The sequence below is a fragment of the Waltera intestinalis genome (assembly GCF_009695995.1).
In the GTDB taxonomy this organism is placed as follows: Bacteria; Bacillota; Clostridia; order Lachnospirales; family Lachnospiraceae; genus Acetatifactor; species Acetatifactor intestinalis.
In genome coordinates this window covers 79,579-96,886 of the sequence record NZ_VUMU01000011.1, presented here as the reverse complement: position 1 = coordinate 96,886, position 17,308 = coordinate 79,579, and the positions used below count along the sequence as shown (strand labels likewise).

At 44.3% G+C, this 17,308-nt stretch carries 13 protein-coding genes; 2 read left to right on the top strand and 11 right to left on the bottom strand.

Annotation, left to right across the window (positions count from 1 at the left end; genetic code table 11):
• Positions 1–241 precede the first annotated feature (241 nt).
• From FYJ59_RS09735 to FYJ59_RS09690, 11 genes are all read right to left on the bottom strand, one after another.
• Complete coding sequence (locus tag FYJ59_RS09735) at positions 242–1,258, bottom strand: hypothetical protein (protein ID WP_154496655.1); 1,017 nt, start codon at positions 1,256–1,258, stop codon at positions 242–244.
• Complete coding sequence (locus FYJ59_RS09730; RefSeq protein WP_154496654.1) at positions 1,248–4,775, bottom strand: RNA dependent RNA polymerase; 3,528 nt, start codon at positions 4,773–4,775, stop codon at positions 1,248–1,250. Before FYJ59_RS09730 ends, FYJ59_RS09735 begins: the two co-directional genes overlap by 11 nt.
• Before the next feature lie 13 nt (positions 4,776–4,788).
• The gene (locus FYJ59_RS09725; RefSeq protein WP_154496653.1) at positions 4,789–5,727 is read right to left on the bottom strand and encodes a hypothetical protein; all 939 of its coding nucleotides are present in this window, start codon (positions 5,725–5,727) and stop codon (positions 4,789–4,791) included.
• Positions 5,728–6,038: 311 nt separating this feature from the next.
• A complete protein-coding gene (locus FYJ59_RS09720; RefSeq protein ID WP_154496652.1) occupies positions 6,039–7,181 on the bottom strand; it encodes a glycoside hydrolase family 25 protein in 1,143 nt (380 codons plus the stop codon).
• A 149-nt stretch (positions 7,182–7,330) separates the two neighbouring features.
• Positions 7,331–8,098: a SigB/SigF/SigG family RNA polymerase sigma factor gene (locus FYJ59_RS09715; RefSeq protein ID WP_154496651.1), complete on the bottom strand. Its 768-nt coding sequence runs from the start codon at positions 8,096–8,098 to the stop codon at positions 7,331–7,333.
• A 3-nt stretch (positions 8,099–8,101) separates the two neighbouring features.
• Entirely contained in the window at positions 8,102–8,584 is a 483-nt protein-coding gene (locus tag FYJ59_RS09710; RefSeq protein ID WP_235897991.1) for an ATP-binding protein, read from the bottom strand.
• Positions 8,585–8,768: 184 nt separating this feature from the next.
• Complete coding sequence (locus FYJ59_RS09705) at positions 8,769–9,086, bottom strand: STAS domain-containing protein (RefSeq protein ID WP_022153817.1); 318 nt, start codon at positions 9,084–9,086, stop codon at positions 8,769–8,771.
• A gap of 125 nt (positions 9,087–9,211) precedes the next feature.
• Positions 9,212–10,627, bottom strand: coding sequence for a tetratricopeptide repeat protein (locus FYJ59_RS09700; protein ID WP_154496650.1), 1,416 nt, complete (start codon positions 10,625–10,627; stop codon positions 9,212–9,214).
• 11 nt (positions 10,628–10,638) lie between these two features.
• Complete coding sequence (locus tag FYJ59_RS13945; protein WP_022153819.1) at positions 10,639–10,788, bottom strand: hypothetical protein; 150 nt, start codon at positions 10,786–10,788, stop codon at positions 10,639–10,641.
• Positions 10,775–12,181 (bottom strand): bifunctional folylpolyglutamate synthase/dihydrofolate synthase, encoded by a 1,407-nt coding sequence (locus FYJ59_RS09695; RefSeq protein WP_154496649.1) that lies wholly within the window; start codon positions 12,179–12,181, stop codon positions 10,775–10,777. The genes FYJ59_RS13945 and FYJ59_RS09695 overlap by 14 nt, the downstream gene beginning before the upstream one ends.
• Positions 12,182–12,231: 50 nt before the next feature.
• On the bottom strand, positions 12,232–14,910 hold the full coding sequence (locus FYJ59_RS09690; RefSeq protein ID WP_154496648.1) for a valine--tRNA ligase: 2,679 nt from the start codon (positions 14,908–14,910) through the stop codon (positions 12,232–12,234).
• Positions 14,911–15,445: 535 nt separating this feature from the next.
• Between FYJ59_RS09690 and FYJ59_RS14290 the strand changes: the two genes are divergently transcribed.
• Both FYJ59_RS14290 and FYJ59_RS09680 read left to right on the top strand, forming a co-directional pair.
• Entirely contained in the window at positions 15,446–16,402 is a 957-nt protein-coding gene (locus tag FYJ59_RS14290; protein ID WP_154496647.1) for an ECF transporter S component, read from the top strand.
• The gene (locus FYJ59_RS09680) at positions 16,392–17,303 is read left to right on the top strand and encodes a pyridoxamine kinase (protein ID WP_154496646.1); all 912 of its coding nucleotides are present in this window, start codon (positions 16,392–16,394) and stop codon (positions 17,301–17,303) included. The genes FYJ59_RS14290 and FYJ59_RS09680 overlap by 11 nt, the downstream gene beginning before the upstream one ends.
• Positions 17,304–17,308: the final 5 nt, after the last annotated feature.

Below are 17,308 nucleotides of genomic sequence, written 5' to 3'. Positions count from 1 at the left end.
ATAATTCATTTGTGGGTGTCTCCTCTGAACAATGATTTTTATTAACCGCCAAGTTAACAATCATTATTCTATGGTAGGCACTCATTTTTTGCAAACCGGTTATTTGTTACTTAACAGGAATGCTCCTGAATATTTGTTTCATTTTGCATTAGAAAATAAGAAAAAAAGCCAGATGGCAATCCATCTGACTTTTTTCCGGGAGTATTATTTAATATCCCCGGCTCCCAAACATCTGTTTCTGTTATTTTTTTCCGGGAGTATTATTTAAAATCTTAAAACTATCTTTACCAGCTCCCGTATCATCTAAAATCCAATATTTCTCCTGGTCAATCTGTTGTATCTCTGATTTGTCTATAATTCGAAAATCAAAGTGCTCCAGGAAGCTTTCATTAATAGAAAACTTAATAAAGTTCCAACCCCTGTCTTTACTGTGAGCATCCATTATAGGTACCTTTTCATCTCCCCATAAACATTGTTTAAAGTACCAGGTGTCCTGCGCATTCTTGCTGTCATCAATTCCATACCAGTTCAAAAGTCGGTGGCGATAAAGCAGGCAATATTTCTGACCCTCAGGATGGTACTCCCGCAAAATCAGATACGCAGCAATATTCTTTAATAATTTTTCCTCTGTCGGTTTACTGGGTTTTTGGGCTTCTTCCTTAACGGTATAAAGGTATGCAAACCCTTCTTTGGTATTTTTCGCAGTATCCTTTTTGAAAATCAAACATCGTTCGCGCAATGGTCCCTGCCTGAAAGCAGATGCAATTACAGCGTTAAGTGTCGACACGTTCTCTTGATAGTCATAACCCTGTAAATTTTTTCCCTTTTTTTCCACAAGTTCGTTCTTCCAAATCGTATTCAAATCTAAATCCTTTTTCTTTTGTCTCTTTTTTTCATACCAATAGTGCCAATACTTTTTAAGCCAGCCGTCCTTTGCAGCTGGATAAAGGTCATTCCATTTTTTAATATTATCCGAATCGACATTTACCTCTTCAAAACCCAACCACTGCTGAAGGATTATCCTTGTTTCCTCGATAATCTCTGTTTTATAGTGACGACCGTCATCCGTAGTAATATTGTCTCTGGTATAATATGTAAAAATATACCCCCGGGCAATAGACACCAGAATCTGTTCTAAACCATTTAATTCACAGTTTTTCGTTTTATACTCCCCGGTAAATATTTTGGGAAGTATTCTTGGATTTTCAGATTCCGGATCTTTCATATATGATTCAAATTCGATCTTCTCATTTAACATCTTTTTTCTCTTTCCTAATAACCTTGTCCAAATTATCCCACCAAAATGTATCCCAAAAGAATTTTCTATATTGCGCAGATTCTTCGGTAAGTTCATATAATGCAGAAATCTTTAGTTTGCGTTCCAGTTCTTTACTCTTTGATATTTCCCTTAGTTCACTGAGACAGACTTTATAAATTTTTGCTTCTGTATTTATCGCACTATTGTTATAATAATCACAAACAATATTTTCAAGGCTCTTATCAAGTTCTTTAATGTTGTCTCCTTCACTATAAGGCTTACCTTTTTCGATAGTATCCTTAAAAGTACCAAACGATTTATATTGCGGCCCTGCTGCCAAAGATAATATCAGCCACAACATCTTATAGCCTTGCTGATTAAAATGACACAAAAATTTTATTTCTTCCTCCTCAAAAGCAACTGGTTTAACTTCGTTTCCAATTATCCTCGTTAGCGCCTTATCTCTTTCTTTTTGGGGCAAAAGAACCCACTGTTCCTCCTCCAGACGTTCTATCATTGTTTCTATTGAATTTTGATTGCTAACAGATTCCTTTATTTTCCTGCAAATACTCGGTACAACTTTTTGCCGAATAGCCATCGCTGTTTCTTCATCATAAATTTGAAAAAGATTGCGTTCTATATTTTCCGGTGCATAAAAATTTTTTTCTTTCTCATTTCTCAACCTCGGCAAAAAGATATTTGCATAGAAATGATAATAGTCAAGTACACTCCGACACGCTTTCTTGTATTCTTCAATTGCTTTCTTCTCTTTCTCAGATAGATTCTTCGGATATTCAAAAAAGGAATGCGTAACCTTTTTTGCATTTTTTCGGGTATTATCAGTGAAGGCTTTCTTGTACTCTTCCAGACTCTCTTTAAACACCTTTGGAAGTTCGTTAATATAAGTACCGTCATCTGTAAGCTTAAATCTGGCCTTTGTTCCTTCGGCCGTAACATAAAATTCAATATACTTTATATCCGACTCCTCCTTTTTACTCCCTTCATTTACTTTTAACCTGTCAATAGAATAGTTGCTTTGACCCTTTAATTTTTTAAAATTATGTAAGAATGATATATAAGAACTTTTCTCGATATCTTTCTTTAAAATAGTATCTAAGTTAGGATGTTTCCCGTTTTTGGCTGCATCTATCTCAAGTCCGGTTAATAATGTACACTTCGCACAAGATGGCTCTTTAGAGGCAAATTCAATTTCAGATTCGTTTCCTCTCCCATATTCTTTTTGTCCTATGGATATCGCGGTATCAGATATCAATCCTATTTTGTTTGAAAATGTATTGATAATGTGGCTCCAGGGTACCTTCACATCTTTCTTTTTGGAAGTATCCTTATTATTCTGTTCTTTCTCGTTCACATTATCATTTTGGTCTTTGTAATCTGGAATTTTTATTACAGGTAATCTGCGTTTATAATATTTGTATTTAATGCCTTTTTTATTTTCACCTGATTCTTCTTCATAAGTGCGACCTTTAGCAACAGCTTTGACCACTTCTTGATTATATATAACCTTTACCAGGTCTCCATCAAAATCAGCACCACCTAAAATAAGTGGAACCGCAGAGCCTCTTGGAACCATGACAATGCCGGTAAGTTTACCGAAATATTTCTCATATAACTTATAAAATTCCATATATTTTTCATATGAAACATTAGTAACATGAACGTTGTTCTCATATGTTTCTTCATCTGTTTCAGTAAAGCGTCTTAATAAAGCCTGCTCATTACGAGATAAATGGGGGTTTCTAAAAAATGCATAGTAGGAAAGGTGTCCCAACTCTAATTCTTCCGCCTTTGAATCTTTACCATCCATTGGCATATAAAAACCTGTGAATAAATATGTATAATAAAAATCCTTAGCATCTTCGTATTTTTCTAACAGACTCACTAAGAGCGGAAGCAAATCTCTGCAAAGATATCTATTCTGTCCCTCTACAATAATTTTGCCCTCCACTAATTGAGTTAATAATCCTTTTTGAATATTTTGTAATTGAGATTTTATATATATATCCGAGCGTAATTTTTCATTTTTTAACACTGCTTTTTTCCAATTAGGAATAACCGTTCTCGCCAGCGACGCATTATCTTCAGATTCAGCAGCTCCATATTCCCGTATGAATTTTATCGGATCTTTAATATAGTCACGATGTTTCTTTATTAGCGCATCAAACTGCTGCTTCTTTTCAAACTTCAGCGTATTTATTACCTGATAGTTTAAATGCGTGATAGCTTTTTTTCCATAGGACAGATTTGTCGCCGAAATGTACAGTCCATGATCAAATTCTTCAAACTTTGCAAAATAAAACTTCATGGGATCATTTTTATTTGATTCATATTCTGCATTATTGTTTTTCAAATATTGTTTTATCCATTTTAGGGCCTTGAACATGCTTTCGGTGATAAAGATCTGGGCATTATTTAAATCTCTTTCACACCCGAACGCATCTTCATACACTAATTTTTCTTTATTCCCATGCTTATTGTATTTTTTTAAAAATCCATGAACGTCTACTGTGTGAAGCATTCCCTTTACAAATGGCATCCTTATCTGAAAAGAAGTTGCCCCACTGATTCCAAGAGCTTCATTTAATTTTTCAGCATACGTCGGTGAGATAAATCCCATTCCGTCAAAAGGAATATCCACATATAAAGATGGTAACTTGTTTTTCTTGTCCTCAGTGCAGTTTTTTTCATCAAATTTCCAGTAAATCTCTTCTCTTTCATCATCTACTTTTGCAATTTTTTCTACTTCAGCTGTGCCAATGGACGGAATATCCCGATCATACTTTCGGTCGGTAAAAGGTTTCTCAGCCACATCTCCTGTTTTTAGGTCTTTATATTCACGCATCCGCTCATCTTTAATAATGACAACCGTACTCTCATTCAAGTCTATATCCTCATGACATATTCTTTTTGAAGAAGATAAATATAATCCCCTATATGCATAATATTTGCTGTCCACATAATCAATCTGAGTAAAATCCATACCCAGATTAAGCCTCTTATCCAGTTCTTCCCTGAGCTCATCTGCCACAAATGATATTCTGCTTGTTCTGCTCATACTTCCGCTTTTATCAAAAGCTTCAAAATGTATTTTGTCCTTCCCATCCTCAAACAAAATATCCAATCCATTTTCGACTAAATACTGCGCATTATCTAATTTTTCTTTTCTTTTTAATTGTGTAAGATCATTATTTGCATAAATATCATCCCGAAACACCTTATCAAAATCAATAATAATCAATTTATCATATATTGTTTTGTCAGTAATCTCAAGCGTCCCTAGCTCCTCCATCTCTTCAATTGCTCGATATATCTGATGAAAAAGCGGACAATCCTCTCTATCCTCCGTTTGCTCTACAACATTTTTTTGTAACGAATAATCTGTAAGATCCAGCATAAATACATCGGAAGCATTCTTTTCGCAATAACGAAACATCTGTTCCGCATTCAGGGTCATTACTTTCTGCTTTGGTGTTTCTTTCTGCTTTTGTAAATCCATATAGTCATCTCCATCATTCTGTTTCAATAGTCACTGCAAAAATTGCATGATCCGGGAATCCCTGTTTTATTTGTATATTATTATTCTTATCCAGTACGCAATTCGGGCTCTCATTCGTTATCTCTTGAAGCGCAAATTCCCAGTCATACGATTTATCCCTTATCATCGGGGACATCTCTGGTGATATGAACAGGTGATCCAGGCGAAAATAATAAACACTCTGACTCTTCCATCCGAGTTTCGATGTGAATATGCTTTTTTCCTCCGCATTATAACACGCACTCCATGATCCGCTGTCTTTGGGCGTTTCCCTAATCAGTTTTCCCTGAATTGCCTGATCGATCACATTTAAATTCCAATCTGCTACAGGAGTATTATCTCTATAGTTATTAAAGTCTCCCACCATTATTATGTTTTCTAATTTTAAGGAACTAATATAATTCAAAATAATGTCAAATTGTTGTTTCCTCGCCTTTGCCTCTTCTCTATTTTTTTGTTCTATTTCTTGCTTTAATTTATCAGATATCGTTTCCTTCCAATAATTTATTGTTTGTCCTATTCGAATTCTACAACCTATAACATTATATATGGTCCCTTTCAATGCAATCTGAACATGAACGATATATGGCCAAATATTAAAAATTTCACCTTTTAACGGATCAATCTTAACCGGTTCATTAACCTGACTGGGCTTTAATTCTTCTCGAACTAACATTATTGTCTGATTAATTGTATTCTCCCCCTGATAAAAGGATGAATATCCCTTATCTTCAAATAACTTCTTCAATTTTTTACAGGAATTATTTTGTGGTACATACTCATTAAGAATAATAATATCAGGAATATCTTCTCCTCTTTTTGTCAGCAATGTCTCCGCAATATATTTATAAGGAATAACTATGTTATCTTTGGAACTTAAGTTTAATGTCCATTCTTTAATTCTTAATCTCAATGATTTTCTCTCCCCGTTTTTTTTCACAATTATAGGTTAGCGAGTGCCCTGGAATTTCTGAAAATACGACTTAATCTAATATATTATACTATTTACTCAACATTTGCTCAACTATCTCATTTCTCCTTTGTTGTATAATAAAAGAGCGAAGAAACATAATCCTCGCTCTTTGCATTAAACTTTCACCTTTTCGGTAGTGAAACACCTTGCATTAAACCCTTCTGTTACGGTCGAAGAATGCCTTGCATTAAACCCTGACTTGTTGGTGTCAGAAACCCAGCATTAAAGAAATGATTCTTTCCTATGTGTCATTAGAAATCCCCGAACCAGATATTCAGATCCACTTCCTCATTGATGCCGTCCACAGCGCCTTTTTCACTGTACTGCCATACCTTGTAGGCATACGGATAATACAGATCATCATTATAGTAAGCGAACCACTTATCATACTGTTCCAGCTGTCCCAGATCCAGCATCAGCGTAGCCATCTCCATGTTGTGGTAGATCATGGGCTTGTAGCCGGCATCCTGAACAGTCTGGCAGAACAATGCGGTCAGGCGGGTTCTGTCTTCCACAGACAGATCGTTGGCACGTCCCTTGCCGCCGCTTACTTTCTCCACATCGTAGACGATGGGAAGCTCAACATTGTAAGGCTTTATCTTCTCTAATACCAGATTCGCCTCTTCCAACAGTTCTGCATCCGTGATCGCCTGGGAATAGAAGTAGACACCTACTTTGATACCTGCCTGCAGGGCACCCTTGATATTCTGTTCGAAGTATTCATCTTCTACTAACTTACCCTCGGTACCGTATCCTCTGAGGCCCACACGGATAAATGCGAACTCCACGCCATCCGCAGCGACTTTCGTCCAATCGATATTGCCCTGATGCTTGGAGACGTCGATTCCCTTGTGGGATACCACCTGTCCGTCCTGCATATACTGCACTTCGCCGTCCTCTAAAATGTTCAGGTTCTCCAATGCATAGTCATTTTTCTGCAAGTCGTCACGAATGGGAACAAAATTAAAAGTTCCGTTGCTCACCACGACCAGTTCATTGGGATAGTAGGGTCGTAAGGTCTCTACCATGGTCGTGCCGGAGGTCAGACCGTCACGGATCCCGGAGAGGATCTTGTTCTCTTCTTCATCCTCGGCCTGCTGCTTTGCTTCCGCTATCAGTGCGTCCACTTCCTCCTGCGTATAAGTCCTGGCAGCCTCCGCTGCACTCTCCGTCTGACCGCCCGCTTCCGCTGCTGCTGCCAGATCATTGGCGTTATCCTGGAACTTGCTGTCGATCCAGGAATACAGGATTCCGGCAACATAGGTTACCAGCACCAGTACTAACAGACATCCTGTCATGACCAGAATGGATGCTATGGTGTTGTTTTTCTTACGCTTATTTGCTCTGCTCAGACGATCCTCGGAGATCCGTCCGTTTTCATTTTGTTTTTTCATAAGTACCCCTGCTCTCCTTTTTCATACTGTCTCTCTAAACTTACAGTATTCAGCCCTATCTAATTACATTCCTTTATATAATATAATCGAATTTCCGACGGAAAGGAAGAGGAAAAATTATGTTTATGAATTCTTAATGAAATTTCGATTTATCCGGCCATTTCCCGCATTTCCCGCAGGATCTTTTTCTCCAGGCGGCTGACCTGCACCTGACTGATCCCCAGGATCCCGGCGATCTCCGTCTGGGTCTTATTCTGAAAATAGCGCATACGGATCAACTCCCGGTCTCTCTCCGGAAGCTCCCCAAGCAACTGTGCCAGCAGCATCTGGTCCAGCAGCCTGTCCTTCTCCACATCATTCTCCACCGCACTGCTGCTTCCCATGCTGGCTCCCACACAGCCGTGGGCCGCGGCCACCACCCGGTCCGCCAGGCACAGTTCGCTGCCGTCCTCCTGCCCCACACTGCTATAGAGAGATTCCACCTCCGCTCCCGCTTCCATAGCCAGGATGATCTCTTCCTGACTCAGCTCTGCCTCTTTTGACAATTCCTGCAGCGTCGGTTCTCTGTGCAGTCTGCTCTGTAGCTGCTGCCTCGCCAGTCTGACTTTTAATCCGTCCTCCTTGATGGTTCTGGACACTTTCAGCAACCCGTCATCCCGCAGAAACCGTTTGATCTCTCCTGTGATCATCGGAACGGCATACGTGGAAAACCGCACTTCCAGCTTCAGGTCAAATTTATCAATGGCTTTCATCAGACCGATGACACCGATCTGGAACAAATCCTCCGGGTCATAACCTCTCCCCAGGAATCGTTTCACGATATGGTGTACCAGTCCGAGATTTTTTTCGATCAGTACTTCTCTTGCTTCTTTATCTCCACTCTGTGATCTTCCGATGAGTACTGATACTTCTTCCATTCCTCAGTCCTCTTTTCCGATCCAGTCTCCGCAACGCATTTTTTTCCGCATATGTACCCGCGTTCCCTTACCGGGCGTACTCTCTACCTCCAGGTCGTCCATAAAAGCTTCCATAAAAGCAAACCCCATGCCGGAGCGGTCCAATTCCGGTTTCGTGGTAAATAAAGGTTCCATGGCTTTCTTAATATCCTCGATTCCCTTTCCCTGATCTGTGATCTCGATGGATAACATATCTCCATCCAGGACACAGTGCATCCGCACTTTTCCCGGATGGACGATGCTGTACGCCGGAATGCTTTCCCCATGCCTGCTGTACCCTGCGAGATTTTCATAACCGTGGATAATTGCATTGGTCACCGCTTCCGACACCGCGGTCTTGATATCCGCCAGTTCCTCCAGCGTCGGATTCAGATGGGTGATGAATGCCGCCACTGCCACTCTGGCAAAGCTTTCATTGCAGGAAACCGCATCAAATACGATCTCCATTTCATTCCGCTTCCTCTGTTTATGATACTGTAAATCCTCTCTTTCCTCTGTCAGTTGCACTTCTTCCCTCTCTGCCACCATGTTCTCCTCATTTCTGCGCCTATCATTGCACTGTTTTTCATATTTTTTTGCATGATTTCTTTCATATTCTGTGATTTTCGACAATGTCTTTGCTCCGCCTCTCTTATCCCGGCAGGATCTCGACGATTTTATGAAGTCCCGACATCCGGAAAATACGCTGGATCTGCCGATCCGTATGGATCGCATAGACATGGCCTCCGAAGCAGGAAATCTTGCGATATCGTCCCATAATAATTCCGATCCCCGAAGAATCCATAAATCGGGTATCTTCAAAATCAAACACTACATTTTCCACATTTTCCCTGACCAGAAGCCTGTCTGCCCCTTCACAGATATAGGAGGCTCTGTGGTGATCCACTTCCTCCGGCATACGCACCATCAGGCAATTATCAATGATCTGAAAGTCTTGAAAATCTTCCATATTTCCTCTCATTCTGCTGTTGCACAGCGTTTCTTCATTTTGCTATAAAAAAAGAGAACCTGCCTCTTGTCGCAAGTTCTCTTTCGTGTATTGTGTAATTGTCTGATGGTATGTTTTAAATTCCGTTACTGTGCGGTATTTTCTGCCAGCTGGGAACGATATCTCTGCGCACTTCTGGCCGTCTCGGTCTCCGGGAACAGCTCTATGATCTTATCATAGGTGGTGATCGCATTCTGTGCGTCATCGCTCTTGCGGTAGGAATTCCCCAGGCTCAGCCAGGCATCCTTGTTCGTCTCATCATAGATCACCGCCTTGGACAGATTCTCGATAGCCGTTGCATAATCCTCACTGCGGTATGCATTATAACCTGTCTCATAGTACTGCGCCGACAGCTGCGGGCCGATCAGTCCAAGCAACGTCTTGTACAGCTTCTGGAACGCTTCGGAGGTGTCATCCACATTCACAGAAGCGGAAATCGTCTCCAGGTTCGCCGCGGTCTGTGTAATATCCTGTGTCTCCAGATAAGTGGTTGCTGCTGCCAGCAGGCTGTCGATAGTCTGTAAGGTTCCATCGGCTCCCACATATCCCTGAAGCTCCTGATTCAGGGTATCATTCTCCGTCTGCAGCGCTTCCATCTGCGTCTCCAGCTCCTGGATCCGGGAAGTCTTGGTATCTAACTGATTACCGATATCGGTAATGGTCTTCTGTGCCTCATTATTCGCATTGGACACTGCCGCCGGAACCACCAGGAAATACATCACCGCCAGACCGATGACCAGTCCGATGGCAATATTGATCAGGGAAGAAATTCCCGCGCTCTTCTGTTCCTTTACATTCAACGGTTGTATGATGATCTCGTTATCACTCTGGTAGCGCACCGCATCATCCTTTTTACGCCGGCCGGTCTGTTTGCTGTTCTCATCCGGGGTCAGCTGCGTCTCCACTTCCTTCAGATAACGGAGCGTCAAAGTATTATTGCGGTCAATATCCATGCACTTATGCAGTTCTCTCTCTGCACGGTCCCACTGTTCGCTGTCCATATAGAGCAGTGCCAGAAGCTGATGTGCCCGGATGAACTTTGGATTCAGGGATAACACCTTTTTCAGCTGGATGATGGCCAGGTCTTTGCTGTCCTGATTGCAATAGACCAGTGCCTGATTATATTTTTTGATCGTCTGGTTAATGGCATCCAGGCGGGTCGCATTGGACTGCAGCATATTGATATAATCGTCCGCAATATTTTTCTCGGGCCGCATATTTTTGCTGATGACCCATTCGCTCAGTGCCGCCACGACCTCTCCGGTCTCAAAATATACCAGTCCTAAAAGATTTCTGGCTTCGATATTATTTTTGTTGAATTTCAGGCTCTGCCGTAAGCTGTTGATCGCACCCGTAAGATCCCGTACTCCCGCTTTCTCCAATCCGTCGTTGTAAAAACGGTTGGACATGCACATGATCTTTTTATAGAGGGATACATCTGCTCCACAGGATGTACAGAAATCATGCTCTGACAGATGGCAGCCGCAGTTATAACAAAACATGCTTTCCCTCCTTATTTCTCTTCTTTTTCTTCTGCTTCTTTCATCATCTTCACCAAAAGATCCGCTGCATCGGTCAGATCCTGATTGTAGATAGCTTCCTCAGCATCTTCCACTTCCAGGCTGGGATGAAATTTCTTCAGTTCTTCTTCAAAATTGATCATGGTCCAAAGACTCCTTTATTTCCCCGACAAGATACAGGCTTCCGGCAATGTACAACCGTTCGCCGGGCGCTTTGCCCGCCAGCTGTTCCCGAAACGCCGCATCCGCTTCCGTATACATAGTAAACCGGTCTTCCGGATAAGCTGCCAGTAAACCTTTAAGTTCTTCCAGCGAAAGTGACCTCGCCGTCCGCATATGCGTAAAAGCGATCCGGTCGAATAATCCCGACGTGATCACCCTCTGTATCATATGCCTGCAGTCCTTATCCGCCGCCACACCAAATAACAGTCTCCTGCCCTCCGTGCAGCCGTCCTGTTCCACGGTATCCAGAAAAGCCCGGATGCCGTCATCATTATGCGCACCATCCACATACACCTCCGGAAGCACTTCCTCCATGCGTCCCTGCCAGAAGCAGCCAAGGATTCCCTGACGGATCTCTTCCGCAGTGGGACACCCGGCTCCTGCACAGAGCCTGCCGCCGTGCTCCTCCGTATCCGTACTGCGAAACAGCACTTCCACGGCCCGAACCGCCAACGCTGCATTCTCCATCTGGTAACGTGCAATGGTATGCAAAGTAAGACTAATATAATTATAATACTCAGAGCGCAGGGAAAAATCAATGTATTTCTTCCGAAATCCGAGGAAAGTATAGTCCTTTTTCGACACCGGTATCTGTGGGGCACCAAGTTCTGACGCTTTGCGGCAAATTACCGCACTGGCATCCGCATCCCCATCCAGGTACACCACCGGAACACCCGGGCGCAGGATCCCTGCCTTTTCCATAGCGATCTTCGCCGTGGTGTCTCCCAGGTACTGTACATGATCCAGACTGATCCGCGTGATGACGGTCAGGAGCTTATTGTCCACGTAATTCGTGGCATCCAGTCTCCCCCCCAGTCCGGTTTCAATGATGCAGTAGTCTGGCTTTTCTTCCGCAAAACAGAGTAATGCCATGCAGAAAAGATATTCATAAAAATTGAGTACAAATTCCGGGGCAGCTTCTTCTCCCGGCAGCAAGACTCCCAGGTTAACGGAATTTGCCTCCTGCAACGCATCCCCTACTGCACAGTAAACCTGTAAAAAAGCTTCTTCGGATATCATTTTACCATTGACGGCAAAACGCTCCCGCATATCCACCAGATGAGGTGAAGTAAATACGGCCGTGCGATAGCCTGCTTCCCGCAGGATCGAACTCATGTAGGCACAGACGGAGCCTTTTCCATTGGTTCCCGCCACATGGATGATCCGCAGATCCTTCTCCGGATTTCCAAGTTTTTTTAAAAACCATTTAAGGTCCCTGCTGTCCGCAGGATTTTTTTTAACAGTAAAGCGGGGCATATCCTTCAGATATGCCACCGCTTCTTCAAACGTTATCATGTCATTACCGAATCTCATCGTATTCCTTATGCTTTACGTTCTTTTTACTCTGTACGTTTCGTTGCAGTTCATGCCAGCTGTTCTAAGCGCTTTGTCACCTGTTCCATCATCTGCTCATATTTTGCCAGCTTTTCCTTTTCCTCTGCGATCTTCGCTTCGGGAGCCTTGGACAGGAACCTCTCATTGGACAACATTCCCTTAGAACGTGCCAGCTCACCTTCCAGTCTCTTCTGCTCCTTCTTCAGTCGCTCGATCTCCTGTGCGATGTCTACCAGCTCCGCAAACGGAATGTACAGGGTTGCACCGGGGATCACTACGGATACCGCATCGTCTGCGATGCCGGTCTTGTCAGCCTGGATCATGATCTCATTCGCATAAGCAAGGCTTGCGAAGAACAGCTTACCCTCCTCAAAAATCTTACGGATCTCGTCATTTTCGCTGACTACGTATACACTTGCCTTACGGCTGGGTGCCACGTTCATCTCGGTACGGATGTTACGGATACCGCGAACGGCTTCCTTAATCGTTTCGATGGCCTTCTCCTCTGCGGGGAATGCACGATCCGCGCTGTACTCCGGCCACTTACTGATCATGATGGACTCTTCTTCATTCTGAATGGTACAGAAGATTTCCTCGGTGATGAACGGCATGTAAGGATGTAACAGCTTCAGGGCGTCGATCAGGACGGTCTTTAAGGTCCACAGTGCCGCATTCTGGCTGACTGCATCGTCGGTGCTGTACAGACGGGGTTTTACCATCTCAATGTACCAGTCACAGAATTCATCCCAGATAAAGTCATATACCTTCTGTACGGCAATACCCAGCTCGAAGTGATCCATGTTGTCGGTCACATCTTTTACCAGAGTATTTAACTTGGACAGGATCCACTTATCTACGGGTTGTAAATCTGCTGCCGCAGGGGTGGTGATATCTTTTCCGGTCTTCTCCAGCGCCTGCTCCATGTTCATCATAATGAAACGGGAAGCATTCCATACCTTGTTGGCGAAGTTACGGCTGTTCTCTACTCTCTCATAGTAGAAACGCATATCGTTGCCCGGTGCGTTGCCGGTGATCAGGGTCAGACGCAGTGCATCGGCACCGTACTGGCTGATGATCTCCAGCGGATCGATACCATTGCCCAGAGATTTGGACATCTTCCGTCCCTGACTGTCACGTACCAGTCCGTGGAACAATACGGTCTTGAAAGGCTTCTCTCCCATCTGCTCGTATCCGGAGAAGATCATACGGATAACCCAGAAGAAGATGATATCATAACCGGTTACCAGGACATCGGTAGGATAAAAATACTTCAGATCCTCGGTCTGCTCCGGCCATCCCAGGGTCTCAAAAGGCCACAGTGCGGAGGAGAACCAGGTATCCAGCGTATCGGGATCCTGTGTAAAGTGGGTGCAGCCGCACTTGGGACATACCTTCGGCATCTCCTTGGCTACGACTACTTCACCGCAGTCATCGCAGTAATATGCGGGAATCCTGTGTCCCCACCACAGCTGACGGCTGATACACCAGTCGCGGATGTTGTCCGTCCAGTTGAAATAGTTCTTCTCCATACGTTCGGGGATCAGCTTGATCTCACCATTTTTTACAGCTTCTCTTGCAGGTTTGATCAATTCATCCATCTTAACGAACCACTGGTCTTTTACCATGGGCTCGATGGTGGTCTTACAACGGTCATGGGTACCTACGTTGTGTACATGATCCTCGATCTTTACTAACAGGCCCATCTGATCCAGTTCTTCCACGATGGCTTTTCTTGCTTCGTAACGGTCCATGCCCTCGAACTTGCCGCCGTTTTTATTGATGGTGGCATCATCGTTCAGGATATTGATCACGGACAGATTATGACGCTTACCAACCTCAAAGTCATTGGGGTCATGAGCCGGAGTGATCTTCACGACACCGGTACCGAACTCTCTGTCTACATAAGCATCCTCAACGATAGGAATCACACGGTTTACGATAGGAAGCAGTACCTTTCTGCCATGCAGATGGGTGTAACGCTCGTCATCGGGATGGATGGCTACTGCGGTATCACCTAACATGGTCTCGGGACGGGTAGTGGCAAAGGTCAGAAACTCTGTGGTGCTGGGAGTTCCATCCTCGTTCATCAGCGGATACTTGATGTGCCAAAAATGTCCTGCCTGCTCCTGATACTCTACCTCTGCATCGGAGATGGAGGTATTACATACGGGACACCAGTTAACGATACGGGCGCCCTTGTAGATATAGCCTTTTTCGTGCATCTTCACGAATACTTCGGTGACTGCCTTATTACAGCCCTCATCCATGGTGAAGCGCTCTCTGTCCCAGTCACAGGAGGAGCCCAGCTTTTTCAGCTGTTCGATAATACGTCCGCCGTATTCCTTCTTCCACTCCCAGGCTCTCTCTAAGAACTTTTCACGTCCCAGATCGTGTTTGTCGATGCCTTCTTCCTTCAGCTTCTGGATGATCTTGACCTCGGTAGCGATACTTGCATGGTCGGTGCCGGGCTGCCACAGTGCGTTGTAGCCCTGCATTCTCTTATAGCGGATCAGAATATCCTGCATGGTGTTGTCCAGTGCATGACCCATGTGGAGCTGTCCTGTGATATTTGGGGGCGGGATCACGATAGTGAAAGGAGTCTTACTGTGATCTACCTCCGCATGGAAATACTTTTTGTCAAGCCACTTCTGATACAGTCTGTCTTCTATGCCGTTTGGGTCATAGGTTTTGGCTAATTCTTTGCTCATTTTGTCCTCCTTAAATTCTCCTGAAACTAAAGAAGCCCTTTGCCGACTCTCGTCAGCAAAGGGCGTCAGTAACGCGGTACCACCTTTGTTCACAGCTTGCGCTGCCTCGCGACTTCTTACAAAGTCCTATCCGGTAACGGGGATAACTCGTGAAAACTTACGCCCGGAATATCCGGTCTCGGCTCTCCGGCTTGGAAGCTACCTTCCACATTCCTGTCTTGAAGCAGCCTTCCAGCGCATACATGCAGCCGCTCTCTCTGGTAAGGGGATATGTGTACTCCTCTTCGTCATTGCCTTTTGATCTGTAAAACTTCTAATAAAAAATATAGTACAGGAAGCAATCCTTTGTCAAGAAAATCTTGTTTTCCTGCAGATTTTCCTACAGATTGTATGATCAGCGTTCAAAACTGGCATGGTAAAAAAAACATATTCTGGCTCTTTTAAGCAAGCCACTTTTTCTATACACTGAATCCTAACATATCCCACCGAACAAATGGGAATTATGAAATAGAAACCACAAGAGGAGATCATCATTATGGAAAAGAAAAAATCATACGGCGTATTGATCGTGGGAGCCATTCTCCTGATCCTGGGAATCGTCCTGGCAGTCATTACCCACAATAACAGTTATCAAGAGTCCGTTGCCTATGGCAGCCAGTTAAGTGATGTCAAGGCACAGCTGGAAGAAGTAGAAGCTTCCATTGAGGCAGTCACCGGCGGCACAGCAGACGGTGATCTGGATGTCCTGAATGCGCAGAAGGATGAATTGTCCGCTCAGAAGTCCACTCTGTCCGACCAGAAGCTGTCCGCAGAGCGCCCTTACTCTTACAGCCTGGTTCTGGTATTCTTCGCTATTTTGCTGACGGTCAAGGGATTGTATAATGCGATTGCAGGCGTTCCTTCCACAGAAAAAAAGGTGGATGTAACCAAACTGGCTCAGGCAGGATTATTGGCGGCTCTTTGCTACATCGGCTTTGCTTTTTTGAAATTTGACATTCCCGTTCCCGGCAGTCTGGAAAAAACCGCAGTGCACTTCGGCAATGTTTTCTGTGTACTGGCTGCTCTGCTTCTGGGTGGTTACTGGGGTGGACTTGCCGGTGCCGTGGGTATGACCATCGCTGACCTGACTACTGCTTATATAACCAGTGCTCCCAAGACTTTCCTATTAAAACTGTGCATCGGCATGATCGTAGGTCTGGTAGCTCACAAGATTTTCCACCTGAGTGCTGAGCATCCGAAAAAATATGTGGCTCGTGTCGCTTTTTTAGCTTCTGTCTGCGGTATGGCATTCAATATTGTAGCCGATCCTTTGGTAGGGTACTTCTATAAGACATATTTGTTAGGGGTGCCTCAGGATATTTCCAAGGCATTGGCAAAGATTGCAACCGGTGTTACTGCCTTTAATGCTGTCTGGGCAGTTGTTCTGGCAACCGTCCTTTATCTGGCACTTCGTCCGGCACTGAAGAAAGCAGGATTATTCCATGAAATGTAATGCTAACAATTGTAATACTACTGCTCATAAAGGCGGGGATTTCGTTCCCCGCCTTGCTATGATCAACGATATTGCCGGTTTCGGGCGCTGCTCCACCACCGTGTCCCTGCCCGTGATCAGCGTAATGAAGGTACAGGTATGCCCTGTGCCTACTTCTGTTTTATCGAACCATTTGGGATTTCCTCTCTGCCATTTTGATGACTACACCTCTCATATGCGAGATTATATAAAAGTGTGGAACGAACTGGGACTTACCTTCGATGGGTTATACTGTGGATTCTTAGGAAATGAAGAGCAGATCAACATTGTACGGGAGTTCGTGGAAATGTTCCGGCCGCCCCTGTTTCTGTTGGATCCGGTCATGGGAGACCACGGCAGGGCCTACTCCTCCATTACAGAGACGCATGTTCAGAAGATGAAGGATCTGCTGCCTCTTGCGGATATTATCACGCCGAATATCACGGAAGCCTGCCTGCTGACCGGCACTCCCTGGAAGGATGGGGAATGGACGATGCAGGAGCTGTCCGGATTGTGTGAACGGCTGGCTGATATCTGCCAGCAGGAGTCTGTTACATCCGGCGAAGCCTCCACGGGCACTACTGCCAATGGTGCCTCCATCGTTATCACCGGCATCCGCCAGGGCGATTCTCTGGTGAACTTCCTGTGGGATGACGGCGTCTATACCACTGTTTCCACCCCCATTGCCGGAGCCTCCCGCCCCGGCACCGGAGACATCTTCGCCTCCATTCTCGCCGCCGATGCCGTCCGCGGGGAGACCTTACTATCCTCCGTGCAGAAGGCAGCAAACTTCGTAGGTCTGTGCATCGCCGGAAGCGAAAAGGCGGGAACACCCGTGCAGGAGGGCGTAGTGTTTGAAAAGTATCTGGCGGCGTTGTTGTAAAAAAA